This is a genomic window from Rhodococcus sp. SJ-2, from assembly GCF_053750035.1.
In genome coordinates this window covers 4,543,070-4,567,285 of record NZ_CM132340.1, presented here as the reverse complement: position 1 = coordinate 4,567,285, position 24,216 = coordinate 4,543,070, and the positions used below count along the sequence as shown (strand labels likewise).

Below are 24,216 nucleotides of genomic sequence, written 5' to 3'. Positions count from 1 at the left end.
ACACGCGACTACCACGGTGTTGCCGTCGACAACCACTGCTGCGTTCTCGTCACCAGCCTCGACGTCGAGGCTGGGATCCGACCAGCTGGTCCTTCGACGCTTCGTCACGCCCGCGGTAGACGATGTAGGGACGGAACAGATACGCGAAAGGCGCGCTGAAAGCGTGGACGAGGCGCGTGAACGGCCAGATGGCGAACAACACCAGCGCAATCATCACGTGGATGTGGAACGAGAGCGGTGCCTCTGCCATCAGATCGCCCCGGGGCTGCAGTATCCAGATCGACCGGAACCACGGAGACACCGTCTCGCGGTAGTTGTGTGCCTCGTTGCCCTCGAACGCGCCGATCATCGTCGTGGCCAGCCCGGCGACGATCGCGGCAACCAACACCAGATACATGAGCTTGTCGTTGAGGGTGGTCGCGCTGAAGACGGGACCTCTGGTGCGCCGACGGTAGACCAGTAGGGCCACGCCGATCAGCGTCGCGACACCCGCGATGACGCCCGGAATCGCGGCGCCCCAGTGGTACATGTGCTCGCTGATACCGACGGCTTCCGTCCAGGACTCCGGGATCAGCAGTCCGATGACGTGTCCGAGGATCACCACGAGCATGCCGAAGTGGAAGAGCGGACTGCCGATCCGCAACAACCGGCTCTCATACAGCTGTGACGATCGGGTGGTCCACCCGAACTTGTCGTATCGGTATCGCCACCACGTGCCGACGACAATCATGGCGAGGGCCACGTACGGCACGATGTCCCAGAAAATCTCGCCCGCGCTCATGCCGGTCGATCTCCTTCTCGAGCTGGACTACCGTCGCGGCGCGGCGGCACTGTGAGAGTGAACGGTTGCAATCCGATCGCCTCTGCCGGGGGCCCTGTCTCTGCCAGGTGACGAGCTCGTTGCACCTCCTGATCTGTGACGGGAGGAAGCGTGGCACACACCGCGGTCAGGGTGTCGGCGTACGGCGATCCGCATTCGACGAGCGCGGTGTGCAGCACATCCAGCGGCGCTCTGTGCGCCGCGAGCAACTGCTCCCCCGTCTCCGGATTCACCGTCGCGGCGAATTCGAGCACCACAGGTAGGTGGTCGGGGGCCTCCCCGCCGGGCGGCTCGACTCCCGCGTCACGGTAGGCACGCGCGAAGGCGTGGATCTCCGCGCCTCGGTTCCGTGTGTCGCCTCCGGTCCAGTAGGTCAGATACATCGTCGACCGGCGGCGCATATCGAACGTCTCGACGTAGTGGCGTGCCACCACGAGGGGATCGGTCGCGTGAAGATACGACGCAGTACGGTCCAGGGCGTCGCGTTCAGGCCCGGTGATGTGGTCGAGCAGGGCGCCGACGGTCACGAGGCGGCCCGGCGTCCGCTCGTCCGGATAGGCGAGCAGCAACGACGCCGCCTGCCGGATCGCACGGTGCTGCAACCGAATCGCCGCCGAGTCTCGTCGCGCGGGGCGGCGCAGCAGTTTCATCGGTTCTCCTCCATTTCATCGCGGTGCTGATCCGGGAAAATGCCTGCCGGCACGCCCTTACCGTCCCAGTTGAGTAGGTTCACCCGCGACGGACGGCTCGCATTCGCGGCCATACCCTCCGTCGTCTGTCGCTGCTCGAGCGCGTGGAAGGTCTCGACGGCGACCGGCACCGGCCCCCCGCTGGACTCACCGAACGGCCCCGATTCGTACATACCCGGTCCGCCGTCGAACGATAACGAGCAGTCTGTCGCGGTCTCCTCGAGTTTGTGTCCCTCGGCTGCGTACGCGGTCGGAATGACGTAGCGCTCGTCGTACTTGGCGAGAGCAAGCAGCCGGTACATCTCGTAGATCTCTTCCTCGGTCATGCCCACCGCCTTCGGGATGTGGGGTTGGGTGTCGCGTCCGAGGTTGACGTCACGCATGTACGAGCGCATCGCCGAGAGCCGGTGCAACACACCCTCGACCACGTTGGTGTCGCCCGCTGTGAACAGCTCCGCGAGGTACCGGACCGGAATCCTGAGCGATTCGAGTGCCCCGAAGAGATTTCCGAGATCCTCACCGTCATGGCCGTCGCGGCTGACCGCGTCGACGACCGGCGAAAGCGGTGGGATGTACCAGACCATCGGCATGGTCCGGTATTCCGGATGCAGCGGCAACGCCACCTTGTACTTGTTGATCAGCGCGTGGATCGGTGATCGCTGCGCTGCGGTGATCCACTCGTCGGAGATCCCTTCGGCCCGTGCACCGGCAACGACTTCCGGATCGTTCGGGTCGAGGATGAGCTGCCGTTGCGCCTCGTACAGATCCTTGTCGTCCGGGACCGATGCGGCTTCGAGCACCTTGTCGACGTCGTAGAGCACCAGACCGATGTATCGGAGCCGGCCGACGCAGGTCTCCGCGCACACCGTCGGCAACCCGACCTCGATCCGCGGGTAGCAGAATGTGCACTTCTCGGCCTTGCCGGTCTTGTGGTTGAAATACACCTTCTTGTAAGGGCAGCCCGAGACACACATCCGCCAGCCGCGGCAGCGGTCCTGGTCGACGAGCACGATCCCGTCTTCGCTGCGCTTGTAGATCGCACCCGACGGGCAGGACGCAACGCACGACGGGTTCAGGCAGTGCTCGCAGATTCGCGGGAGGTAGAACATGAAGGTCTCTTCGAGCTGAAGTCTGACCTCCTCGTTGACTTTCTGCAGGATCGGGTCCTGCGGCACGATCTCGGGGGAACCACCGAGGTCGTCGTCCCAGTTCGCCGACCATTCCACCTTCATCGGTTTGCCGCTGATGAGGCTGCGCGGGGGCGCCACAGGGATGTCGTTGCCCAGGGGCGCGGTGGTGAGGTTCTCGTAGTCGTAGGTCCACGGCTCGTAGTAGTCGTCGATCGACGGCATCTTCGGGTTGGAGAAGATGCGGCTGAGCTTGTGGAGGCGCCCGCCGTCGCGCAGGCGCAGTCGGCCCTTCTTGTCGCGGACCCAACCGCCCCGCCACTTCTCCTGATCCTCGTACCGGCGCGGATACCCTTGTCCCGGACGGGTTTCGACGTTGTTGAACCACACGTACTCGGTGCCCGACCGATTTGTCCACGCCTGCTTGCAGGTCACCGAACAGGTGTGGCACCCGATGCACTTGTCGAGGTTCATCACCATCGCCATTTGCGCCATGACCTTCATCAGTACGTCACCTCCTGGCTACGGCGGCGGACCACCGTCACTTCGTCGCGTTGATTCCCGGTGGGCCCGAGATAGTTGAAGGCGTACGACGTCTGCGCGTAACCGCCCGCCATGTGTGTCGGTTTGATGAGAATCCTCGTGATCGAGTTGTGGATACCGCCGCGCTTGCCGGTGGTCTCGGTCAGAGGGACGTCGATCGTGCGCTCCTGGGCGTGATAGACGTACACGACTCCTTCGGGCATACGGTGCGAGACGATCGCGCGGCACACCACCACCCCGTTGCGGTTGACGGCCTCGACCCAATCGTTGTCCCGGACCGAGATCTTCGCTGCATCGGCGGGGCTCATCCACATCGTCGGGCCGCCACGCGACAGTGACAGCATGAACAGGTTGTCCTGGTATTCGGAGTGGATCGACCACTTGGAGTGCGGGGTCAGATATCGCACCGTCAGGCCGACTCCGTCCGTCGTCCCGATGGCGGACGCCCCGAACAGTCTCGACATGTCCAGCGGCGGCCGGTAGGTCGGTAATTGCTCCCCGACCTCTTCGATCCAGTCGTGATCGAGATAGAAGTGCATGCGACCGGTGAGGGTGTGGAACGGTTTGAGTTCCTCGATGTTCACGGTGAACGGAGCGTAACGCCTGCCACCGGTCTCGCTGCCGGACCATTCGGGGCTGGTGATCACCGGAACGGGCCTGGCCTGGGTGTCTGCGTAGGTGATCCTGCGCTCTTCGCTGCCCTCGGCCAGATGAACGAGACGTCTGCCGGTACGCCTCTCGAGTTCCCTGAATCCCTCGACCGCCAGCCGGCCGTTGGAGGTCCCGGAGAGCGACAGGATCACATCGGCCATCCGTTCCGCGGTGGTGATGGCCGGGCGCCCAGCACCGGCTCCGGTGTTCATCACACCGAACTTCGCGGCGAGCTCGGCGACCTCCTCGGTCGGATGCGTGGTCACCCCCTTGGTGGTCAGCCCCAGTTTGTCCACGAGAGGGCCGAGTGTGGACCACTTGTCCGCCACAGCGGCGTAGTCACGTTCGACGACCACGAGCGGGCCCATCGTCTTTCCCGGAACCGGAACCTCACCGGTCTTGCGCCAATCGTTCTCGGTACCGGACGGGAAGGCCATCGCTCCCGGGGTGTCGTGCTGGAGCGTGCCCATCACGACATCGGTGCGAGTACCGAGGTGCGTACGCGCTTGTGCACTGAAGGCCTTCGCGATGGCGCCGAATGCTTCGTAATCCGACCGTGTTTCCCAGGGCGGGTCGATTGCCGGACTGAACGCGTGGATGTACGGGTGCATGTCGGTGCTCGACAGGTCGCCCTTCTCGTACCATGTCGCAGCGGGCAGTACGACGTCCGAGAACAGCGTGGTGGACGTCATGCGGAAGTCGATCGACATCAGCATGTCGAGCTTGCCCTCGGGCACTGCGTCGGTCCACGTCACCTCCTTCGGTCGCAGGCCGTCGGTGGTGGAGTCACCCTGCAGGTTCGAGTCTGTTCCGAGCAGATGCTGCAGGAAATATTCGTTGCCCTTGCTTGAGGAGCCGAGCAGGTTCGAGCGCCACACGCTCAGGACGCGGGGCCAGTTCTTCGGGTTGTCGGGATCGGTGACCGAGAGTTTCAGATCCCCGCTCGCCAATTGCTCCGCGACGTACGCCGGAATCTCTTTGCCTGCTGCACGCGCCTCGTCTGCGACGTCGAGATTGTTCCGGTCGAACTGTGGGTAGAACGGAGTCCATCCCATCGCGACGGCGGAAGCCATCACATCCATTGTGTGCTTGTCACGGAATCGGCCGCGCCCGAGCGGGCTCGCCAATGCGTCTGCGCGGTAGCCGTCGTAGCGCCACTGGTCGGTGTGCACATACCAGTACGAGGTACCCGCCATCTGCCGCGGGGGCCGACTCCAGTCGGTACCCATCGCCATCGCCGCCCACCCGGTAACAGGACGGCACTTCTCCTGACCGACGTAGTGTGCCCAGCCTCCGCCATTGCGGCCCATCGACCCGGTGAGCAACAGCAACGCGAGCACAGCGCGGTAGGTGGCGTCGCCGTGGAACCATTGGCAGATACCCGCGCCCATGATGATCATCGAGCGCCCGTTCGATTCCTCGGCGTTGCGCGCGAACTCTTTCGCGATCCGGATGGCTTGCTCTGCAGAGACTCCGGTGATCGCTTCCTGCCATGCCGGCGTGTAGAGCGAGTCGGCATCGTCGTATCCGCTGGGCCACTGCCCGGGCAGATCCAGGCCGGGCCTGTTCACGCCGTACTGCGCGAGCATGAGATCGAACACCGTGCACACGAGGTGTTCTCCGACCCTTCGCACAGGGACACCGCGTTGGATGCTCTCACCGTGCCCGTCGATCGAATCGAAGCTCGGCAGATGCACCGCGGCGGTCTCCCCCGCTGCGCCGCCGGCCGGAGCGACCGTCAACGTCGGTACGAGGCCGCCGAGGTCCAGATTCCATTTACCGACGCCCTCGTCACCGTATCGGTGCCCCAGAGAGCCATTCGGCGCGACGACGGTATCGGTGGCGCCATCGAGCAGGACCGGCTTGAACGCGGCGTTCTCGACCTCGTGACCGAGGTCGGCCGCGGTGAGGTTCTTACCCGGAACGAGCGCGCCGTCGCGATCCTCGAGCTTCACCAGGAACGGCAGATCCGTGTACTGCCGCACGTAGTCGACGAAGAACGGGACCCGCTGCTGTACGTAGAACTCGTTGAGCAGCACATGGCCCATCGACATCGCGAGGGCGCCGTCCGTCCCTGCCGCACACGGCATCCACTCGTCGGCGAATTTGGTGTTGTCGGCGTAATCGGGGCTGATCGAGACGACCTTCGTACCGCGGTAGCGGACCTCCGCCATCCAGTGCGCGTCCGGTGTCCGGGTCACGGGAACATTCGAGCCCCACATCATGAGGTACGCGGCGTCCCACCAGTCGCCGGATTCGGGCACGTCCGTCTGATCACCGAACACCTGCGGAGATGCAACGGGAAGGTCGGCATACCAGTCGTAGAACGAGGTCATGACGCCGCCGAGCAGTTCGATGAATCGCGAACCCGCCGCAAACGACACCATCGACATCGCCGGGATCGGCGAGAAACCGGCGATGCGGTCGGGCCCGTACTCCTTGATCGTGTGCACGTGCGCAGCCGCGATCATCTCGGTGGCCTCGTTCCACGTCACGCGCACGAGACCGCCCTTGCCGCGGGCCCGTTGGTAGCGCGCGCGCCGCTCTGGGTCGTTCTGGATGTCGGCCCACGCGAGGACCGGATCGCCGAGACGCTGTTTGGCCTCGCGATACATCTCGACGAGGACACCACGCGCGTAGGGATACCGCACCCGGGTCGGTGAGTACGTGTACCACGAGAACGCGGCACCCCGGGGACATCCTCGAGGTTCGTACTCGGGACGGTCGGGGCCGACCGACGGGTAGTCCGTCTCCTGGGTCTCCCAGGTGATGATTCCGTCTTTGACGTAGATCTTCCACGAGCATGAACCGGTGCAGTTGACTCCGTGGGTGGAACGAACCACCTTGTCGTGGCTCCAGCGATCGCGATAGAACACATCGCCTTCACGGCCACCCTGGCGGGTGACCGTACGGCCGTCATCGGAACCCGTTCCGGGAGTGAAGAATCGACCACTTCGAACCAGGAGATCCTCGAGCGGTCCGCCCGTACCGGTCTTCTCAGTGGTCACTTCGATTCCTCCTGTGGCTGTGGTGCGCCGACTGCCGCATCGGTCGTCGGTTCACGTGTTTTCAGTTTCAGTGCGGTGTAGACCAGCGCGACCAAGGCCGTCGCGACGAGCAGTAGCAGGCCGACCGTGTAGTCGTTGTCGACGGGGTCGTACGTCGCACCCATTACCAGCGGTGGGAAGTATCCGCCCAAACCACCTGCAGCAGCAACGATTCCGGTGACGCTACCGACCGACTTCGCCGGTGACCGCCGCGCAACCCACGCGAAGACGCCGCCGGTGCCGATCCCCAGGAAGATCGCCATCGTGATGAAGTCGGTGGCCGACCAGACGTCCGGCGGAGGCTTGAGGGTAGCGATGAACGCCGTGACCGCGGTACCTGCGAGTGAGGCGAGCACAACGTATTTCGGCGGAATCCGGTCGGAGAGTGCACCGCCGATGGGCCGAGCGATCACTGCGGCGACCGCGAACCCTGCCGTTCTCGTTCCCGCGTCGACAGCCGAGAAATCGTAGATCGTCTTGATGTACGTGGGCAGGTAGTTGCTGAACGCAACGAAACCGCCGAAGACGATGGCGTAGAGGAACGACATCTCCCACGTCACGCGGAGTTTGCAGGCCGCGATCAGCTTCGGAGTGACCTTGTCGGTGTTCGGGGTGAAGGTCGGTGAGTTCCTCATCACTACGACACACAGCACCGCTGTGAGTGCGAGTGCGATCGCGATGATCACGTGAGTGGTGATTGTCCCGAACCAGCCGACGAATCGCGGAGTGAAGAACGCGGACAGAGCGGTACCGACCATGCCCGCGCCGAACACACCGGTTGCGAATCCTCGGCGGGAAGCGTCGTACCAGCTGTTCGCAAACGGGATCCCGACAGCGAATATCGTGCCCGCGATGCCGAGGAAGAACCCGAATACCAGGAGCAGTGGATAAGACCCGGCTTCACCCGCGAAACCGACCGCGAGCACCGGGATGATGGAGGCGACGGTGACGAGGATGAACATGAACCGACCGCCGTACCGGTCGGTGAGTGGTCCGACGGCGATTCTGCCGAGCGATCCCACGAGAATGGGCGTCGCGACGAGCATCGACGCCTCACTACTACTGAGGGACATGTCGCCCGCATAGGTGGTGGACAGAGGGCCGATCATGTTCCAGGCCCAGAAGTTTATGGCAGATACCCAGGTGGCCAGTGCCAAGTTGAACCCGGGTCGTGCCCCGATGCCAGTCGCTGCAACCGTGTTCACCCCCTCAGGTAACCACTCCGAGGAGAACTCGCGCGCATGTTTGGGTAAACGTTACAACGGTCGCAGTTTGTGAGTTCGAACCCGAGTACGAAAGACCCTGGCTGTCGCGGATGTGGACCGCATAAGGTGCCAGTGGATCGAAAGCCCCCTGCTCACAGGGACTTTCTCCGAGGATACGTCGAGCGGATACGACACCGCCCGCGGGCAGTTCTCCTCTAGCGGGAGAACCACACGCGGGCGTGTGTGCGAGAAATCAGGATTCGGCAGCCTCGGTGGCGGCCTCTCCGGCGGCGGCCGGCTCAGCAGCGGCTTCCTCCTCGACGGGGATCAGGCTGATCTTGCCGCGGTTGTCGATGTCGGCGATCTCGACGCGGATCTTGGATCCAACGCTCACGACGTCCTCGACCTTGGCGATGCGCTTGCCGTTACCCAGCTTGCTGATGTGTACCAGACCGTCGCGGCCGGGCAGCAGGGAGACGAACGCCCCGAACGCCGTGGTCTTGACCACGGTGCCCAGGAACCGCTCGCCGACCTTGGGCAGCTGCGGATTCGCGATGGCGTTGATCTTGTCGATCGCAGCCTGCGCGGACGGGCCATCTGCGGCACCGACATAGACGGTGCCGTCATCCTCGATCGAGATGTTGGCGCCGGTCTCTTCGGTGATCGAATTGATCATCTTGCCCTTGGGGCCGATGACCTCACCGATCTTGTCCACGGGGACCTTGATGGTCGTGATACGCGGCGCGAACGCGCTCATCTCGTCGGGGGTGTCGATCGCCTCGGCCATGACTTCGAGAATCGTGGCGCGGGCGTCGTGCGCCTGCGAGAGCGCACCGGCAAGGACCTGCGACGGGATGCCGTCGAGCTTCGTGTCGAGCTGGAGCGCCGTGACGAAGTCCTTCGTACCCGCGACCTTGAAGTCCATGTCACCGAATGCGTCCTCGGCACCGAGGATGTCGGTGAGGGCGACGTACCGGGTCTCGCGGCTGCCGTCCTCGAGCTCGATCTCGTCGGAGACCAGACCCATCGCGATGCCTGCAACCGGCGCCTTGAGGGGCACACCTGCGTTGAGCAGCGACAGCGTCGATGCGCATACCGAGCCCATCGACGTAGAGCCGTTGGAGCTCAGGGCTTCGGACACCTGCCGGATCGCGTACGGGAACTCTTCCTGGCTCGGAAGCACCGGAATGAGGGCGCGCTCGGCAAGTGCGCCGTGGCCGATCTCGCGACGCTTCGGCGAACCGACCCGGCCGGTCTCACCGGTCGAGTACGGCGGGAAGTTGTAGTGGTGCATGTAGCGCTTGGTCGTCTCAGGACCGAGCGAGTCGACCTGCTGCGCCATCTTGACCATGTCGAGGGTGGTGACACCCATGATCTGGGTTTCGCCGCGCTCGAACAGTGCGGAACCGTGGGCGCGCGGAACGATGGCGACCTCGGCAGACAGCGCGCGAATGTCGGTGATGCCGCGGCCGTCGATGCGGAACTGATCGCGGAGGATGCGCTGGCGCACGAGTTTCTTGGTCAGCGAGCGGAATGCTGCGCCGATCTCCTTCTCGCGACCTTCGAACGACGGTGCGACCTGCTCGAGGATCTCGACCTTGACCTCATCGGTGCGGTCGTCGCGCTCCTGCTTACCGGCGATCGTGAGAGCCTCGGCAAGCTTGGCGGACGCAGCGGCCTCGACCGCGGCGTACACGTCGTCCTGGTATGCGGGGTACAACGGGAAATCACCGGTCGGCTTCGCCGCGGCAGCGGCGAGCTGCTGCTGAGCGATACACAGGCGCGCGATGAACGGCTTCGCCGCTTCGAGCCCCGCGGCGACGACCGTCTCGGTGGGCGCCTGCGCGCCGCCCTCGACGAGTGCTATCACCTTGTCGGTGGCCTCCGCCTCGACCATCATGATGGCGACATCGGCGGAATCCGGGTTGTCCCCTCCGCCGACGATGCGGCCGGCGACGACCATGTCGAACACGGCGTTCTCGAGCTGCTCGACGGTCGGGAACGCCACCCACTGGCCGGCCTTGTTCTCCTCGGACGTGATGAGTGCGACGCGCACGCCACCGACCGGACCGGAGAACGGCAGACCCGCGATCTGAGTGGATGCCGAGGCCGCGTTGATCGCGACGACGTCGTAGAGGTCGTTCGGGTTCAGGCTCAGGACCGTGACCACGACCTGGATCTCGTTGCGCAGGCCGTCGACGAACGACGGACGCAGCGGCCGGTCGATGAGGCGGCAGGTGAGGATCGCGTCGGTCGAGGGGCGGCCCTCACGACGGAAGAACGAGCCGGGGATGCGGCCCGCTGCGTACATACGTTCTTCGACGTCCACCGTCAGCGGGAAGAAGTCGAAATGCTCCTTGGGCTGCTTCGAGGCGCTCGTGGCCGACAGCAGCATGGTTTCGTCGTCGAGGTATGCGACGACGGAGCCGGCGGCCTGCTGAGCAAGGCGTCCGGTCTCGAATCGAATGGTGCGGGTGCCGAAGGACCCGTTGTCGAGCGTGGCGACGGATTCGAATACGCCCTCGTCGACCTCGACTGCGGTGTTACTGGTCATCTGTGAAATCTTCTCTTCCCTCTTCGTCTTCGCCGTACCCACGCGGGCGCCTGGCCCCCTTGGCCACGGCTGCGCACCGACTCACGGAGGCGGTCGTCGATCGAAACCCGCCGGCACTTCTCGTGCGGCCGAAGGGTCACTACCGAAGACCGACACCGTCGGTGCGTACGGATCATCGCCGTCGGCGGCGATGTGCTGCGCCGGCAATTCCGGCGCATACACCGATAGCCAACGAGGCCCAGTCTAAGGGGTACCCCGTTGGCTATCGGAAAAGATCAGCGAATGCAGATCGTGTCGCTTCCGGACTGCGTCAGCGACGCAGGCCCAGACGCTGGATGAGCGCGCGGTAACGCGCGACGTCGACCTTCTCGACGTACTTGAGCAGACGGCGACGACGACCGACCAGCAGCAGCAGGCCGCGGCGGGAGTGGTGGTCGTGCTTGTGCTGCTTCAGGTGCTCGGTCAGATCGGTGATGCGCTTGGTGAGCATCGCCACCTGCGCCTCCGGCGAACCGGTGTCGGTCTCGTGGAGACCGTACTCGCCGAGGATCTGCTTCTTCTGCTCGGTGGTCAATGCCACTGTTCTACTCCTGATCACTGATGTCCGCGTGATGAACAACGGGCCGGAACCCGGTGGTGCGGCCGCCGCGAACCGCAGCACACACCGACGGACGAGATTACCAGATGTTCATCTGGTGCTTGACTGCCGGCCTACGCTTCGCCGGCCAGAAGGTCACGAGCTCGATCCGCGTCTCGATGCATCGCCGAGATGAGCGCCTCGACGGAATCGAACTTCTCCATGCCACGGAGCCGCTCGACGAAGTCGACAGCCACGTGCTGCCCGTAGAGATCGGCATCAGCATCGAGCACGAACGCCTCGACCGTGCGATTACGGCCCGAGAAGGTGGGATTCGTCCCCACCGACACCGCGGCACGGTAGCGCAGGCCGGCCTCGAGGCCGTCCACGGGAGATCCCGAATCGAGGACTGTGAACCATGCGGCGTAGACACCGTCCGCGGGGATGGCGGCATACATCGGGGGCGCGATGTTCGCCGTGGGGAACCCGAGCCCCCGGCCGCGTCCGTCGCCGTGCACAACGACACCCTCCACACGGTGAGGGCGGCCGAGCGCGTCGGTAGCGGCGGTCATGTCGCCCGCATCGACACACGAACGGATGTAGGTCGACGAGAACGTCACCGCATGTTCGGCGAGCAGGGTCTGCCCGTCCACCGCGAAACCGAATCGTTCGCCTATGCCACGGAGCATCTCCACGGTTCCCGCGGCCTTCTTGCCGAAGGTGAAATTCTCCCCCACGACCACCTCGGCGACATGCAACCGCTCGACGAGAATCTCTCGGGCGTAACGCTCGGGCGAGAGTTTCATGAACTCGGGGGTGAAGGGCATCACGCAGAACACGTCGACGCCGAGTTCTTCGGCGAGTTCGGCCCGCCGGGCCAAAGTGGTCAGCTGGGCCGGATGGCTCCCAGGACGAACCACTTCCATCGGGTGCGGGTCGAAGGTCATCAACACGCTGGCGATGCCCCGCTCCTTCGCTGATTTCACCGCACGGGTGATCAGTTGCTGGTGACCCCGATGCACGCCGTCGAACACGCCGATCGTGACCACGCACCGACCCCAGTCCGCAGGTATCTCGTCCAGACCTCGCCATCTCTGCACATCGGAAGCCTACGACCCCATGTACGGGCCGGCATCCTCGCCCTCGGCCCCGCTGGACAATCCGGAATGCGGTTCTGCATAATTTCGGGGTGCCGAACTTTTTGATGAGACCAACCAAATTACTGCTTGTAGTCAGCTCACTGATCGGGCTCACCGCATGTGGCACCGCGCAGACCGACGACCGCCCGCTCGTGCTGACCACGTTCACCGTGCTGGCCGATATGACCCGCACAGTCGCGGGCAACCACATACGGGTGGAGTCGATCACGAAGCCCGGCGCAGAAGTGCACGGCTACGAACCGACACCCGGCGACCTGAGGCATGCAACCGAGGCGGATCTCGTCCTCGACAACGGATTGGGTCTCGAACGCTGGTTCGAGCAGTTCCTCGCCGACACCGACGCCGCACATGTAGTGCTGACCGAGGGTATCGAGCCTCTGCCCATCGGCGACGCGCCCTCCACGCAACTCAACCCGCACGCGTGGATGTCACCGCTGACCGCACAGATCTACGTCGACAACATCGAGGCCGCGCTCAGCGACCTCGCTCCCGAGCACGCCGCGGATTTCGCGACCAACGCCGACGCATACCGGTCCGACCTCCAGGCCGTACACGACGAACTGATCACGACGCTGGCGGCCGTTCCCGAGCACCAACGAGCCTTGGTCACCTGCGAGGGTGCCTTCGGTTATCTCGTGCGCGACGCCGGAATGCGCGAGGCCTACCTGTGGCCGATCAACTCCGACCAGCAGGGCACCCCGCAACAGATCGCCCGCACAGTCGATTTCGTACGCGACAACGACATCCCTGCGGTGTTCTGCGAATCCACCGTCTCCGACAAGGCACAGAGGCAGGTCGCCGCCGATACCGGTGCCGCGTACGGAGGCACTCTCTACGTCGACTCGCTGTCCGAACCCGACGGCCCGGTACCCACCTATCTCGACCTGCTCCGCCACGACGTCGCAACCATCACGTCAGGACTGAACCCGTGACGCTCTCCGGCACCGCCCGACCCGACCGTGCCCGTCCCCCCGGACCCGCACTGCGCCTGGATCACGTGACAGTCCGGTACGACACCGTCGTCGCGCTCGACCGGGTGAGCCTCGAACTCGATCCCGGCAGAGTGTGCGGGCTCGTCGGTACCAACGGATCAGGCAAGTCCACCCTGTTCAAGACCGTGATCGGGCTCGTCAAACCTGACGAAGGCGAGGTCACCGTCGGCGGCATCGGAATCACCGCCGCACGAAAATCCGGCGCCGTGGCGTATGTCCCGCAAGCCGAGGGTGTCGACTGGGACTTCCCGATCGGGGTACGCGACGTCGTGATGACCGGACGCTACGGACACCAGGGGTGGATGCGCCGAGCACGGCGCGGCGACCACGAGGCGGTCACCGAGGCACTCGACCGTGTCGGCATGACCGCGTTCGCCCACCGTCAGATCGGCCAGCTGTCCGGGGGCCAACGCAAACGTGTGTTCGTCGCGCGGGCCATCGCACAGCGTGCGCCGCTGTTGCTCCTCGACGAACCTTTTGCCGGCGTCGACACAACCACCCAGGCCGCGCTGACCGACGTTTTCCGCGGCCTCGCCGCCGACGGGCACACGCTGCTCGTCGCCACCCACGACCTTGCAGGTCTGTCCCAGCTGTGCGACGAGGCGGTTCTGCTGCAGAAGCGGGTCGTCCTGCACAGCACGCCCGACGACGTACTGCGGCCGGAGAACCTTGCGCGGGCGTTCGGTGCGAGCACCGAACCACAGGAGGTGTCGTGATGCTCGATCTGATCCTCGAACCACTGCAGTACGGATTCATGCAACGCGCCCTCGTCGTCGCGGTCGTCGCAACCGCGGTGTGTGCACTGCTGAGTTGCTGGCTCGTGTTGATCGGCTGGTCCCTGATGGGCGATGCGGTCTCGCACGCGGTCCTGCCCGGCGTTGTCCTGGCCTACCTGGTGGGTGCGCCGTTCACCCTGGGCGCATTGTTGTTCGCAGGTCTCGCGGTAGCGCTGATCTGGTTGGTGCGTGGGACCACGAAGATCAAGGAGGACGCCGCGATCGGGACGGTCTTCACCACGCTGTTCGCTCTGGGCGTGGTCCTCATCTCGAAGAATCCCAGCCAGATCGACCTGCACCACGTGCTGTTCGGAAACCTGCTGGGACTCTCGCAATCCGACGTATGGCAGATCGCGGGGCTCGCCACCGCGGTGTTCGTGGTGCTCGTGGTCAAGCGTCGGGACCTGACCCTGTTCGCGTTCGACCGCGTCCACGCGCACGCACTCGGCATCTCCCCTGCCAAGCTGTCGGCGCTGCTACTGGCCTTGCTGGCGATCACGATCGTCAGTGCGGTGCAGGCCGTCGGCGTGATCCTCGTGGTCGCGATGCTCATCATTCCCGGTGCCACCGCGTACCTGCTGACCGACAGGATGTCTCGAATGCTGGTCATCGCGCCGATACTCGGCGCACTCGGTTCGGTGGCCGGTGTGTATACGAGCTACTACACCGATGCAGCGACCGGTGGCGTGGTGGTGCTCGCCCAGGCCACCCTGTTCACTGCCGCATACCTCTTCGCACCGCGACAAGGCCTGGTAACCACGGCACTGCGCCGCCGACCGTCCCGAGAAGGTGATTCTTCGCTGACGGTTACCTAAGCTGGTCACGTGCCTGAGACTCGTGAGCCCTCCGTGACCGACACGTTGTCCTCGGTTGCCCAGGACTACCTGAAGATCATCTGGACCATCCAGGAATGGTCGGGTGAGAAGGTGTCGACGAAGCTGCTTGCCGAGCGTCTCGGTGTCTCGGCGTCGACGGTGTCCGAAGCCGTCCGCAGACTCGCCGACCAGGGAATGGTCGACCACGCACGCTACGGGTCCATCTCGCTCACCGACAGCGGCCGCGACGCCGCCGTCGCCATGGTGCGCAGGCACCGCCTCATCGAGACGTTCCTCGTCCGCGAACTCGGTTACGGCTGGGACGAGGTGCACGACGAAGCCGAAGTTCTCGAGCACGCGGTCTCCGAGCGCATGATCGCCGCGATCGACGCGAAACTCGGCCACCCCGAACGCGACCCGCACGGTGATCCGATCCCCACTGCGGGAGGCTCGATTCCCGCGCCCCCCGCCCGCGCGCTCAGCGAGTTCGGCGACGGAGAAGGCGGACGTGTCGCCCGGATCTCCGACTCCGACCCCGCGATGCTGCGCTACTTCGACGAGGTCGGCATCGCTCTCGACACCGACATCCAGGTAGTCGAACGTCGCGACTTCGCCGGCACCGTCTCGGTGCGGATCGGGAGCCCGGACGGCACCCCGGTGGACCTCGGAAATCTTGCGGCCGAAGCTATCTGGCTCGTCTGATCCCGCCGGTCAGCAGTCGCGACGACGGAATGCCCACCAACCGGCGAGGACGGCTGTACCCGACCACAACGCTGTCACCACAAGTCCCGCCCACGGCCCCGGTGAACCGAGCGGATCCAGTACGAGCACCTGGCGCCCCGCGCGATCGGGCAGATAGTCGGCGACACCGCTGCTGCCTGCCACGTCGCCGAGAACGAACGACAGCAACAACACCAGCGGGACTAGGATGCCCAGTGTGGCTGCAGCACTTCGTAACAGAGTTGCCATTCCCGACGCGAACAGTGCCATCGCGGTCAGATAGACCGCGCACCCGAGAATTGCGCGTCCAGCAGCCACATCGGTCCATTCCATCCGGTGCTCACCGAGCAGAAGCTGACCACCGACGAAACACGCGAGGGCTGTCGCCAGGCCGACAACGAAGGTGAGACTCGCGACGACGCCGAGACCGGCGAGGTAGAACACACCGCGGCGGGGAACTGCGACGAGCCAGACTCTCGTGCCGTGGTTCTTGAACTGTGCTGCCGCGGCGAGGGCACCGAAGGTGATCGCGACCACCTGACCGAAGTTGACGCCGAAGAAGGAGATCAGCAACGGGTCGAAATCGGGTTCGCGCGCCTCCTCTCTGCCCAATGTTGCACTGCCGACCAGGGAAAATCCGACGGTGACGAGAAAAAGGAGCGCGAGCACCCCACCGAGTGACGGCAGGGACCGCGTCTTGATCCACTCCGAATGGAGTGCGGATGCGTACGACATGGCTAGGCCTCCTGGTGCGTCGTGCCGGACACGTGGGTCCTCGCGCTCGATGTCAAGGCAAGATAGGCCTCCTCGAGCGAGGCCTGTTGATCGGTGAGCTCAAGGACGGGGATGCCCGCGTCGGCGAGCCGCGCTCCGATCTCGTCGATCCGGCCGCCGCGGACCATCCATCTGCCGCGGTCGTCCTCGACGGCAGTGCATCCGGAGCGCGCGAGCACCTCGTCGGGGCGGGTGCCGTGGGGGGTGCGCAGGCGCACGGTCGATTCGGCATGAGCGCGGACGAATTCGTCCGTGGAAGCATCGGCGAGAATGCGTCCCGCGCCGAGAACCAGGAGGTGGTCTGCGTACGAGGCGATCTCGGACATCAGATGACTCGAGACGAGGACCGTGCGTCCCTCGCGGGCGAGCCTCGGCAACGCCTCCCTGATCCAGATGATGCCCTCCGGGTCCAGCCCGTTCGACGGCTCGTCCAGTATCAGTACCTGCGGGTCGCCGAGCAGCGCGGCGGCGATCCCGAGGCGCTGGCGCATTCCGAGCGAGAAGGACGAGACGCGTCGTCCCTCGACAGCGGACAGTCCGACCTCGTCGAGGACCACGCCGACACGGTCGGCCGGGAGCCGATTGCTCCTCGCGAGCGCCAGCAGGTGGTTCCGGGCGGTCCGCCCGGGGTGCGCGGCGTCCGCGTCGAGGAGGGCACCGGCCAGGGTCAGGGGTTGCCCGGATTCGGCGAAAGGCCTGCCGCCGATCATGGCAGTCCCGGTGGTCGGTCGGTCGAGGCCGAGGATGATGCGCATCGTGCTGGACTTTCCGGCACCGTTGGGACCGAGGAACCCCGTCACCACACCGGGACGCACAGTGAACGTCACGCCGTCGACCGCATGGATCGATCCGTATACCTTGGTGAGCTCGTGCACTTCGATTGTCGTCATGCGCTCAGCGTCATCCGAACCGGTCGCGTGATCTCCCCCCTCGGGTGGGATCCGTCTCCCCCATTTCGGGGAATCACCGGCGAACGCGCAGCTGGCACTATGAATACATGTTCCGCGAGATAGGCCGGCTCTTGACTCGTCCGGCGACCTACACCCGCGGGTTACATCTGTGCCTGCCGTTGACGTTCGCTGCGGTGTGGATCTTCATCGACGACGAACGGCCGTACATGCTCGCCTTGTTCGTCGTGCCAGTGGGGTTGCTCCCGGCGATGCGGCTCGCGGAAGGAGTCCAGGCACGACTGTTCCTCACTCCCGGTGAGAGAACCCGCGCTGATGGGCCGTCCATCGGCGCCACATCGTCGGCGAGTTGGTCCGACCGGTGGCGCACCGTGCTCTGGCTCGAGGTCAGGCTCGCGCTCAGCGCAATACTGTGCGCCGTGTGCGTGCCGATGATCATGCTGTGCGCGGATCTCGCCGGTGCAGCGATGGGAGGTGCACCGGGCGAGGACGCCCTCGTGAGGATCGAGCAACCTCAGTGGTGGTACGTCCTGCTGATCCCACTGCCCATCATGGTGATCTTCACGACGGTCCTCGGGCTCGGGGCTCTGGTCACCGCCCTTGCGCGCCGGTTGCTCGGCCCCTCCGCCGCAGATCGGATGCGGGTCCTGGAACAACGCACCGACCTTCTCCTCGAACACACCCGTCTCGCTCGCGAGCTGCACGATTCGATCGGTCATGCCCTCACCGTCGCGGTATTGCAGGCCGGCGCGGCCCGCGCCGCCGATGATCCCGAGTTCACCGCGCTGGCACTGCGCGCAATCGAAGAAACCGGACGCGACGCGCTCGACGACCTCGATCGGGTCCTTCTCGTGCTACGCGACTCCACGGGGCCAGGTGAGCGTCCGACCCTCGCCGACGCTTGTCGCCTTGTCGTGTCCGCACGATCGGCGGGCGCCGAAATCGACGTCTCGGTCGCCGGCCCCATCGATCGTGTACCCGGGCCACTTTCCCGGGAGGGCTACCGCATCCTGCAGGAATCGCTGACCAACGTGCTGCGTCATGCCGGTCCCGGGCCCGTCCTCGTCCGAGTTCAGGTGGATGCCGATCGACTCGAGTTGGCGGTGACGAGCGCATTACCTGTCGGCGCGCCGACCACCGGTCGTGGAAGCGGGTTGCGCGGCATTCACGAACGCGCAGAGCTACTCGGTGGCCACGCGGCGACCGGACCGGCCGACGGTGTCTGGCAGGTCCACGTCACGCTCCCGTTCGACGGAACGCAGTGATACGCATGACGATCACCGTGCTGCTCGTCGACGACGAACCACTCGCCCGCGCGGGACTGCGCGCGATCCTCGACGCGCAGCCCGACATCGAGGTCGTGGGCGAAGCCGGGGACGGCGCCGCGGTCGTCCCGCTCTTGCGGCAGTTACGTCCGACCGTGATCGCAATGGACGTGCGGATGCCGTTGATGGACGGGATCGACGCGACACGCGCGATCCTGCGGACCGTACCGTCACCGCCCAAGATCGTGATCGTGACGACCTTCGAGAACGACGAGTACGTCTACCGGGCTTTGCGGGCGGGCGCGGACGGATTCCTGCTCAAACGTGCCCGCCCCGCCGAGATCGCAAATGCTGTCCGCACCGTGGCCGAAGGCGATTCACTTCTGTATCCCGCTGCCGTCCGGACGCTCGCGTCAGGCCATGGCAACGCGCCCGCCCGCGAGCAACTCGATCGTGCTGCGCTCACCGAACGGGAGTCGACCGTGTTGCGGTTGATGACGCGCGGCCTGTCGAATGCCGAGATCGCCACGCACATGTTCGTTGGCGCCGAGACCGTCAAATCCCATGTCAGTGCCGTACTTTCGAAGCTCGGTGTGCGCGACCGAACCCAGGCGGTCATTGTGGCCTACGAATCGGGATTCGTCACGACCTGAGCGCACCTCAGATGTTGGACGGACGCACCACGAACACCGATGCCGCCCGCTTCCCCTTCTCCTGTAGTAACGACACCGCCCGCCCCTGCGGGTCGATCGCCGCATACACACCGGACATACCGATCGGGTCGAGCCAGCGGCCGTGCGAGAGCACCACGGCCTCGTCGGCCGTGACCGAACGGGTTTCGAACGCAGCCAGGATCGCCGCGTCGAGGTCGAGGCTCGGTGTCGGATCGTCCACCAATTGCTCGAGGGTGCGCGCATGCTCGAGACCGAACGGGCCGACCGTGGTACGCCGCAAGGCCGTGAGATGTCCCCCGACGCCAAGGGCCGCTCCCAGATCTCGCGCAAGAGCCCGGATGTAGGTCCCGGATGAACAGTCGACCTCGACGTCGAGGTCGACGAATCCTTCCTCGGTCGGGTCGTGGCGCGCGAGAACCTCGAACCGCGACACGGTGACCGGCCGCGCGGGGAGCTCCACCGCTTCACCCTCGCGCATCCGCGCGTACGCACGCTTGCCGTCGATCTTGATCGCACTCACGCTCGCCGGGACCTGCTCGATGTCCCCGGTCAGCGCGGCAACCCCTGCAGTGATCCTGTCGTCGCTCACGGACGACGCGTCCATGGTCTCGAGCACTTCGCCCTCCGCGTCATCGGTCACGGTGCGCTGCCCCAGCCGGATCGTCGCGGCGTACGACTTGGTGGTCAACGCCAGCAACCCGAGTAACTTGGTGGCGCGTTCGACACCGAGCACCAGAACTCCGGTCGCCATCGGATCGAGGGTGCCTGCGTGGCCTACCTTGCGGGTCCCCAGCAGTTTCCGGCATCGGGCGACGACGTCATGGCTGGTCATGCCCGCCGGTTTGTCGACGATGAGCAAGCCGGCACGAGTGAGGGCGGGGTTGCCGAAAGCGGATTCGGTCATGGTTCAGCGCACCGTGATTGCGGTGAGCACCAGGCCGTCGGCGACAAGCCAGCGACCGTCGAATGCGGTCAGCGGCGCGCCGTCGCGGGTGTCGCCGGGAACCAGCAACTCCGACCGGAACGTGCCGGAGGTCGCACCGGAGTCGTCGCGTTCGAAGGTTATGTGGGCATCCTCGAATCCGAGCCAGCGACCGGTGAGCGGAAACCACGCCTTGTATGTGGCTTCTTTGGCGCAGAACAGCACCCGATCCCAGTGCACGTCGGTGTCGTCGGTCGACGCGAGCCATGTGCGTTCGACGTCGAGGCTGACTGCATCGAGGACACCGTCCGGGAGATGATCGTGCGGTTCCGCGTCGATTCCGAGCGAACGCACCTGCAGCGAGTAGCCGAGGACGGCACCGCGATAGCCGTCGCAGTGCGTGAGACTACCGACGACTCCGCGAGGCCAGATCGGTGCGCCCATGTCCCCCTTGAGAATCGGCGCCGGCTCCACACCCAGGCGACCCATCGCCTGACGTGCGCAGTGCCGAGCACCGATGAACTCGCGGCGACGCTTCTCGACAGACCTGGCGATGAGGGCTTCCTCCTGAGGGTGAGCTGCGAGGCCCGGCGGGTCGGAGAACAGTTCCGCGGCTGCGACGCCGTCGGGAACGATCCGTTCGATCAAACCGTCTCGTGCACCGACCATGGGGTTCGTCGCCGGTTCCGTCACCGTAGTTCCTTCTCTCGTTGAGCCCGAAACTTCTCGGCTTCGGCTTCCATCTCGGGAGTCACCGTGAAATGACCGCCCCACTTGTTGAGCGTGCCCGGCGGGTAGTCCGGGACGGGCAGGATCTGGCGCAGCACGTTGTCGGGGAGGCCACGTCGTTGCCATTCGCGTGGGTATCCGACCGATACCTCCTCGAAGCGCACCCCGTCGTAATACGTGGTACGCGGGATGTGGAGATGCCCATACACACTGCACAACGCCCGGTACCGCAAGTGCCAGTCGGCGGTCTCGGTGGTGCCGCACCACAGCGCGAACTCAGGATAGAACAGCATTCGAGTGGGTTCGCGCACGAGCGGGAAGTGATTGATCAACACGGTCGGCAACTCAGGATCGAGCGCGTCGAGCCGAGTCCTCGTCTGCTCGATCCGTGCACGGCACCACGTGTCGCGGGTGATGTACGGGTCGGGCTTCAGCAGGAACTCGTCGGTCGCGACCACGTTCCGCTCGCGCGCCAAAGCCAGGCCATCAGCCTTCGTGGTGGTGCCGTCCGGCAGGAACGAATAGTCGTACAGCAGGAACATGGGAACGAGCACGACCGGACCGCCCTCGCCCTCCCAGACCTGGTACGGGTCTTCTGGAGTGATCACGCCGAGTTCGCGGCACATGGTCACGAGATAGTCGTAGCGAGCCACCCCGTGCATTTGCACGGGATCTTTCGCGGTGGTCCACAGTTCGTGGTTGCCGGGAACCCAGATCACCGTCGCGAAGCGATCGCTGAGCAGCTTCAGTGCCCAGCGGATATCGTCGGTCTTCTCCGAGACATCACCTGCGACGATGAGCCAGTCGTCGGGTGATTCGGGAAACAGGTCTTCGGTGACAGGCCGATTTCCCCGGTGTGCCACATGGATGTCACTGACCGCCCACAACTTCGCTGCCACGGTTTCTATCCTCCCGTTCCGTCGCCTGCGTGGACCTGTCGGTCCGCGCCCGTCACTACCCAGCGCCCCGACAGAGTGCGCCACACGACGGCAATCATCCGAAACACGATGAACACCGTAAGCCCCGTCCAGATTCCCGCGAGGCCCCAGTCGAAGGCGAGCGAGCACCAGATCAGAGGGAGGAATCCCAGCAATGCGGCGGCAAGTGTCGCGGTACGAAGGAATGCGGCATCGCCTGCACCGAGTAGTACTCCGTCGAGCGCGAATACGACCCCGGCCAGCGGGATGATCGCGACGAAGAACCACCATGCGATCTCGATCTGATCGAGTACCGCGGCGTCTGCAGTGAACAGACCGGGGAGCAGCGTCCGCCCCGCAAGGAAGAGCACGGCCAGAGCCATTGCGAACAGGGCGGACCACGCCGTCACTCGCCAGGCAATCCGAGTTGCACCGCGGGTGTCCTTGGCACCGAGTGCGGCCCCGACGAGTGCCTGTGCGGCGATGGCAAGTGAGTCGAGGGCGAGCGTGACGAAGTTCCACAACTGCAGGACCACCTGGTGCCCCGCGACCGCAGCGGCACCGAACCGCGCTGCGACCGCGGCTGCCGACAGGAAGCACGCCTGGAACGCCAGGCTCCGGGCGATGAGGTCGCGACCGAGTTGCAACTGGGCGACGATCACAGCACGGCGCGGCCGGCGCGACACCCCTGAACGCACCAGCGCCACCACGAACAGCGTTGCCGCAACGAACTGCCCCACAACGTTGGCAACCGCGGAGCCGACGAGCTCCCAACGTGGAGCACCGAGCAGACCGTGGACCAGAATCGGACACAATGCCGCCGAGAGCCCCAATCCCAGCACCACATACCGCAAGGGCCGCGCGGTGTCCTGCACACCTCGCATCCACCCGTTACCCGCCAGGCTGATGAGGATCAGTGGTGCACCGAACAGCGCGACACGCAGCCAGGACACCGCGGCAGCCGCGATCTCCTCGTCACCGGCGATCAGGCTCGCGACCGGGGCGGCAAGCAACTGGCCGACCACGACGATCACGGCACCGACACAGACCGCGAGCCAGGTGGCCTGGATCCCTTCCGTGACGGCGTCGTCGCGCCGACCGGCACCGTGGAACCGCGCCGCCCGGGCTGTCGTCCCGTACGACAGGAAGGTCAACTGCGTCGTGACCTGGGCAAGAACGAGACCACCGATCGCCAGTCCGGCGAGCGGAAGTGCACCGAGTCGTCCCACGACCGCGATGTCGAACAGCAGGTAGAGGGGCTCTGCCGCCAGCACTCCGAGCGCGGGCAGCGCGAGTCCGAGGATCCGCCGCCCGGAGACGTCGCGTGGGGTCGTGGATTCGACCGACGCCATCACCCGAGCGCAGCGCGAAGGGCAGCGACGATCTCCTCGGAGTCGCCGAGTGCGGTGTACCCGGACGCAAATCGATGTCCGCCGCCTCCGAGGGTGGTCGCCACGAGTGAGACGTCCACATCGCGCTTGGAACGCAACGAGACCGTCCATTCCTGCGGACCGACTTCCTTGAACACCGCCGCAACCTCTGCTTCCAGCGTGGTGCGCACGATGTCGATGACGCTTTCGATCTCTTCGGCGCCGAGATGGGAAGAGTCCGCACGACGCACCAGGGCGTACACCAGTCCTCGATCGTTCGCGGCCTCGGGTATCAGGGTCGCGGACGACAGGACCGACGACAGCATCGGCAACCAGCCGAACGGGTGGGTGTCGAGAAGCGTACGGGTGATGTTCGCACCGTCGATCCCGGTCGCGAGCAGGCGCTCCGCAAGCGAGTGCGTACCCGGGCGCACCCATCGGAAGGATCCGGTGTCGGTGGCGAGACCAGCGAACAGGCAGTGGGCGATATCCGCGTCGATCTCGACGCACCACGCGTCGAATATGTCAGCGAGGACTGCCGCGGTGGCCTCGGCGTCCGCATCGATGAGGTTGTGGGTCCCGAATCGGGTGTTCGATCGGTGGTGATCGATGACCAGCGAGTTCCGAGCACCCTCGAGACGGGTCCGCAAGCTGCCGAGACGACCGGCCGTGCCGCAGTCCACGGCAACGAGCAGGTCTACCTCGTCCCGGACTTGCTCCGCGGCGACGACGAGATGGACGCCCGGCAGGCTTCGCATCGATTTGGGTACCGTGTCCGGCGCCGCAAACGCCACCTGCACGGGAACTCCTCGTCGCTCGAGTGCGAGGCCGAGGGCCAGCCCGCTACCGAGAGTGTCGGCGTCGGGTTGGACGTGGCACAGCACAGTCACTGTCTGCGCAGCAGAGAGCAACGCGACGGCACCGTCGAGATCGACTGCGCCGCCGGGGGCGGTCGACGTTTCGAAGTCGGGCATGGGGCCG

At 65.3% G+C, this 24,216-nt stretch carries 21 protein-coding genes; 6 read left to right on the top strand and 15 right to left on the bottom strand.

The genetic code is table 11. From position 1 onward, the window contains the following. Window positions 1-49: 49 nt before the first annotated feature. The 8 genes from narI to ACSYG9_RS21370 all read right to left on the bottom strand — a co-directional run bounded on the left by narI (window position 50) and on the right by ACSYG9_RS21370 (window position 12,313). Entirely contained in the window at window positions 50-781 is a 732-nt protein-coding gene (gene narI, locus ACSYG9_RS21405; protein WP_440124379.1) for a respiratory nitrate reductase subunit gamma, read from the bottom strand. Beyond that, window positions 778-1,470, bottom strand: coding sequence for a nitrate reductase molybdenum cofactor assembly chaperone (gene narJ, locus ACSYG9_RS21400; protein ID WP_440124378.1), 693 nt, complete (start codon window positions 1,468-1,470; stop codon window positions 778-780). The genes narI and narJ overlap by 4 nt, the downstream gene beginning before the upstream one ends. Next, on the bottom strand, window positions 1,467-3,140 hold the full coding sequence (narH, locus tag ACSYG9_RS21395) for a nitrate reductase subunit beta (protein WP_454839841.1): 1,674 nt from the start codon (window positions 3,138-3,140) through the stop codon (window positions 1,467-1,469). The genes narJ and narH overlap by 4 nt, the downstream gene beginning before the upstream one ends. Beyond that, window positions 3,140-6,838, bottom strand: a complete 3,699-nt coding sequence (locus ACSYG9_RS21390) for a nitrate reductase subunit alpha (RefSeq protein ID WP_440124376.1) — start codon at window positions 6,836-6,838, stop codon at window positions 3,140-3,142. The genes narH and ACSYG9_RS21390 overlap by 1 nt, the downstream gene beginning before the upstream one ends. Continuing rightward, window positions 6,835-7,986 (bottom strand): nitrate/nitrite transporter, encoded by a 1,152-nt coding sequence (locus tag ACSYG9_RS21385; RefSeq protein ID WP_454839839.1) that lies wholly within the window; start codon window positions 7,984-7,986, stop codon window positions 6,835-6,837. Before ACSYG9_RS21385 ends, ACSYG9_RS21390 begins: the two co-directional genes overlap by 4 nt. Before the next feature lie 349 nt (window positions 7,987-8,335). Then, window positions 8,336-10,636: a polyribonucleotide nucleotidyltransferase gene (locus ACSYG9_RS21380; RefSeq protein WP_440124374.1), complete on the bottom strand. Its 2,301-nt coding sequence runs from the start codon at window positions 10,634-10,636 to the stop codon at window positions 8,336-8,338. A 310-nt stretch (window positions 10,637-10,946) separates the two neighbouring features. After that, window positions 10,947-11,216: a 30S ribosomal protein S15 gene (rpsO, locus tag ACSYG9_RS21375; RefSeq protein WP_054806682.1), complete on the bottom strand. Its 270-nt coding sequence runs from the start codon at window positions 11,214-11,216 to the stop codon at window positions 10,947-10,949. Window positions 11,217-11,347: 131 nt separating this feature from the next. Then, complete coding sequence (locus tag ACSYG9_RS21370) at window positions 11,348-12,313, bottom strand: bifunctional riboflavin kinase/FAD synthetase (RefSeq protein ID WP_454839837.1); 966 nt, start codon at window positions 12,311-12,313, stop codon at window positions 11,348-11,350. Window positions 12,314-12,417: 104 nt separating this feature from the next. On the opposite strand from ACSYG9_RS21370, the gene ACSYG9_RS21365 reads away from it, so the two are divergent. From ACSYG9_RS21365 to ACSYG9_RS21350, 4 genes are read left to right on the top strand one after another with little or no spacing between them, the layout of a single operon-like run. Continuing rightward, complete coding sequence (locus tag ACSYG9_RS21365) at window positions 12,418-13,305, top strand: metal ABC transporter solute-binding protein, Zn/Mn family (protein WP_440124372.1); 888 nt, start codon at window positions 12,418-12,420, stop codon at window positions 13,303-13,305. Beyond that, window positions 13,302-14,081 (top strand): ATP-binding cassette domain-containing protein, encoded by a 780-nt coding sequence (locus tag ACSYG9_RS21360; RefSeq protein WP_440124371.1) that lies wholly within the window; start codon window positions 13,302-13,304, stop codon window positions 14,079-14,081. The genes ACSYG9_RS21365 and ACSYG9_RS21360 overlap by 4 nt, the downstream gene beginning before the upstream one ends. After that, window positions 14,081-14,956: an iron chelate uptake ABC transporter family permease subunit gene (locus ACSYG9_RS21355; RefSeq protein ID WP_440127752.1), complete on the top strand. Its 876-nt coding sequence runs from the start codon at window positions 14,081-14,083 to the stop codon at window positions 14,954-14,956. The genes ACSYG9_RS21360 and ACSYG9_RS21355 overlap by 1 nt, the downstream gene beginning before the upstream one ends. Window positions 14,957-14,965: 9 nt before the next feature. Then, on the top strand, window positions 14,966-15,658 hold the full coding sequence (locus ACSYG9_RS21350) for an iron dependent repressor, metal binding and dimerization domain protein (RefSeq protein WP_440124370.1): 693 nt from the start codon (window positions 14,966-14,968) through the stop codon (window positions 15,656-15,658). A gap of 9 nt (window positions 15,659-15,667) precedes the next feature. On the opposite strand, the gene ACSYG9_RS21345 is transcribed toward ACSYG9_RS21350, so the two are convergent. Next, window positions 15,668-16,411 carry a hypothetical protein gene (locus ACSYG9_RS21345; RefSeq protein WP_440124369.1) on the bottom strand — a complete coding sequence of 248 codons (744 nt, stop codon included), beginning with the start codon at window positions 16,409-16,411 and terminating at the stop codon, window positions 15,668-15,670. Window positions 16,412-16,413: 2 nt separating this feature from the next. After that, window positions 16,414-17,340, bottom strand: coding sequence for an ATP-binding cassette domain-containing protein (locus tag ACSYG9_RS21340; protein ID WP_440124368.1), 927 nt, complete (start codon window positions 17,338-17,340; stop codon window positions 16,414-16,416). Window positions 17,341-17,447: 107 nt separating this feature from the next. Between ACSYG9_RS21340 and ACSYG9_RS21335 the strand changes: the two genes are divergently transcribed. Together ACSYG9_RS21335 and ACSYG9_RS21330 are read left to right on the top strand one after the other, a co-directional pair. Beyond that, complete coding sequence (locus ACSYG9_RS21335) at window positions 17,448-18,623, top strand: histidine kinase (protein ID WP_440124367.1); 1,176 nt, start codon at window positions 17,448-17,450, stop codon at window positions 18,621-18,623. Window positions 18,624-18,628: 5 nt separating this feature from the next. Continuing rightward, entirely contained in the window at window positions 18,629-19,276 is a 648-nt protein-coding gene (locus ACSYG9_RS21330; protein WP_440124366.1) for a response regulator, read from the top strand. Between the two features lie 7 nt (window positions 19,277-19,283). Here the strand turns inward: ACSYG9_RS21330 and truB are convergent, their stop codons facing one another. Genes truB through ACSYG9_RS21305 form a run of 5 tightly spaced genes read right to left on the bottom strand, consistent with a single transcriptional unit; the run spans window position 19,284 to window position 24,209 of the window. Further along, complete coding sequence (truB, locus tag ACSYG9_RS21325) at window positions 19,284-20,201, bottom strand: tRNA pseudouridine(55) synthase TruB (protein WP_454839834.1); 918 nt, start codon at window positions 20,199-20,201, stop codon at window positions 19,284-19,286. 3 nt (window positions 20,202-20,204) lie between these two features. Continuing rightward, window positions 20,205-20,867, bottom strand: a complete 663-nt coding sequence (gene npt / locus ACSYG9_RS21320) for a 4'-phosphopantetheinyl transferase Npt (RefSeq protein WP_440127751.1) — start codon at window positions 20,865-20,867, stop codon at window positions 20,205-20,207. A gap of 41 nt (window positions 20,868-20,908) precedes the next feature. Continuing rightward, window positions 20,909-21,847: a metallophosphoesterase family protein gene (locus ACSYG9_RS21315; RefSeq protein ID WP_454839833.1), complete on the bottom strand. Its 939-nt coding sequence runs from the start codon at window positions 21,845-21,847 to the stop codon at window positions 20,909-20,911. 5 nt (window positions 21,848-21,852) lie between these two features. After that, window positions 21,853-23,217, bottom strand: a complete 1,365-nt coding sequence (locus ACSYG9_RS21310; RefSeq protein WP_440124363.1) for an MATE family efflux transporter — start codon at window positions 23,215-23,217, stop codon at window positions 21,853-21,855. Continuing rightward, window positions 23,217-24,209, bottom strand: a complete 993-nt coding sequence (locus ACSYG9_RS21305) for a DHH family phosphoesterase (RefSeq protein ID WP_440127750.1) — start codon at window positions 24,207-24,209, stop codon at window positions 23,217-23,219. The genes ACSYG9_RS21310 and ACSYG9_RS21305 overlap by 1 nt, the downstream gene beginning before the upstream one ends. Between the last annotated feature and the right edge of the window lie 7 nt (window positions 24,210-24,216).

What these genes read in the sequence shown, in the direction of transcription:
- narI (WP_440124379.1), bottom strand. Translation starts at nt 781, where the DNA reads ATGAGCGCGGGCGAGATTTTCTGGGACATCGTGCCGTACGTGGCCCTC.
- narJ (WP_440124378.1), bottom strand. Translation starts at nt 1,470, where the DNA reads ATGAAACTGCTGCGCCGCCCCGCGCGACGAGACTCGGCGGCGATTCGG.
- narH (WP_454839841.1), bottom strand. Translation starts at nt 3,140, where the DNA reads ATGAAGGTCATGGCGCAAATGGCGATGGTGATGAACCTCGACAAGTGC.
- ACSYG9_RS21385 (WP_454839839.1), bottom strand. Translation starts at nt 7,986, where the DNA reads ATGATCGGCCCTCTGTCCACCACCTATGCGGGCGACATGTCCCTCAGT.
- ACSYG9_RS21380 (WP_440124374.1), bottom strand. Translation starts at nt 10,636, where the DNA reads ATGACCAGTAACACCGCAGTCGAGGTCGACGAGGGCGTATTCGAATCC.
- ACSYG9_RS21365 (WP_440124372.1), top strand. Translation starts at nt 12,418, where the DNA reads ATGAGACCAACCAAATTACTGCTTGTAGTCAGCTCACTGATCGGGCTC.
- ACSYG9_RS21355 (WP_440127752.1), top strand. Translation starts at nt 14,081, where the DNA reads ATGCTCGATCTGATCCTCGAACCACTGCAGTACGGATTCATGCAACGC.
- ACSYG9_RS21345 (WP_440124369.1), bottom strand. Translation starts at nt 16,411, where the DNA reads ATGTCGTACGCATCCGCACTCCATTCGGAGTGGATCAAGACGCGGTCC.
- ACSYG9_RS21340 (WP_440124368.1), bottom strand. Translation starts at nt 17,340, where the DNA reads ATGACGACAATCGAAGTGCACGAGCTCACCAAGGTATACGGATCGATC.
- ACSYG9_RS21335 (WP_440124367.1), top strand. Translation starts at nt 17,448, where the DNA reads ATGTTCCGCGAGATAGGCCGGCTCTTGACTCGTCCGGCGACCTACACC.
- ACSYG9_RS21330 (WP_440124366.1), top strand. Translation starts at nt 18,629, where the DNA reads ATGACGATCACCGTGCTGCTCGTCGACGACGAACCACTCGCCCGCGCG.
- truB (WP_454839834.1), bottom strand. Translation starts at nt 20,201, where the DNA reads ATGACCGAATCCGCTTTCGGCAACCCCGCCCTCACTCGTGCCGGCTTG.
- ACSYG9_RS21310 (WP_440124363.1), bottom strand. Translation starts at nt 23,217, where the DNA reads ATGGCGTCGGTCGAATCCACGACCCCACGCGACGTCTCCGGGCGGCGG.
- ACSYG9_RS21305 (WP_440127750.1), bottom strand. Translation starts at nt 24,209, where the DNA reads ATGCCCGACTTCGAAACGTCGACCGCCCCCGGCGGCGCAGTCGATCTC.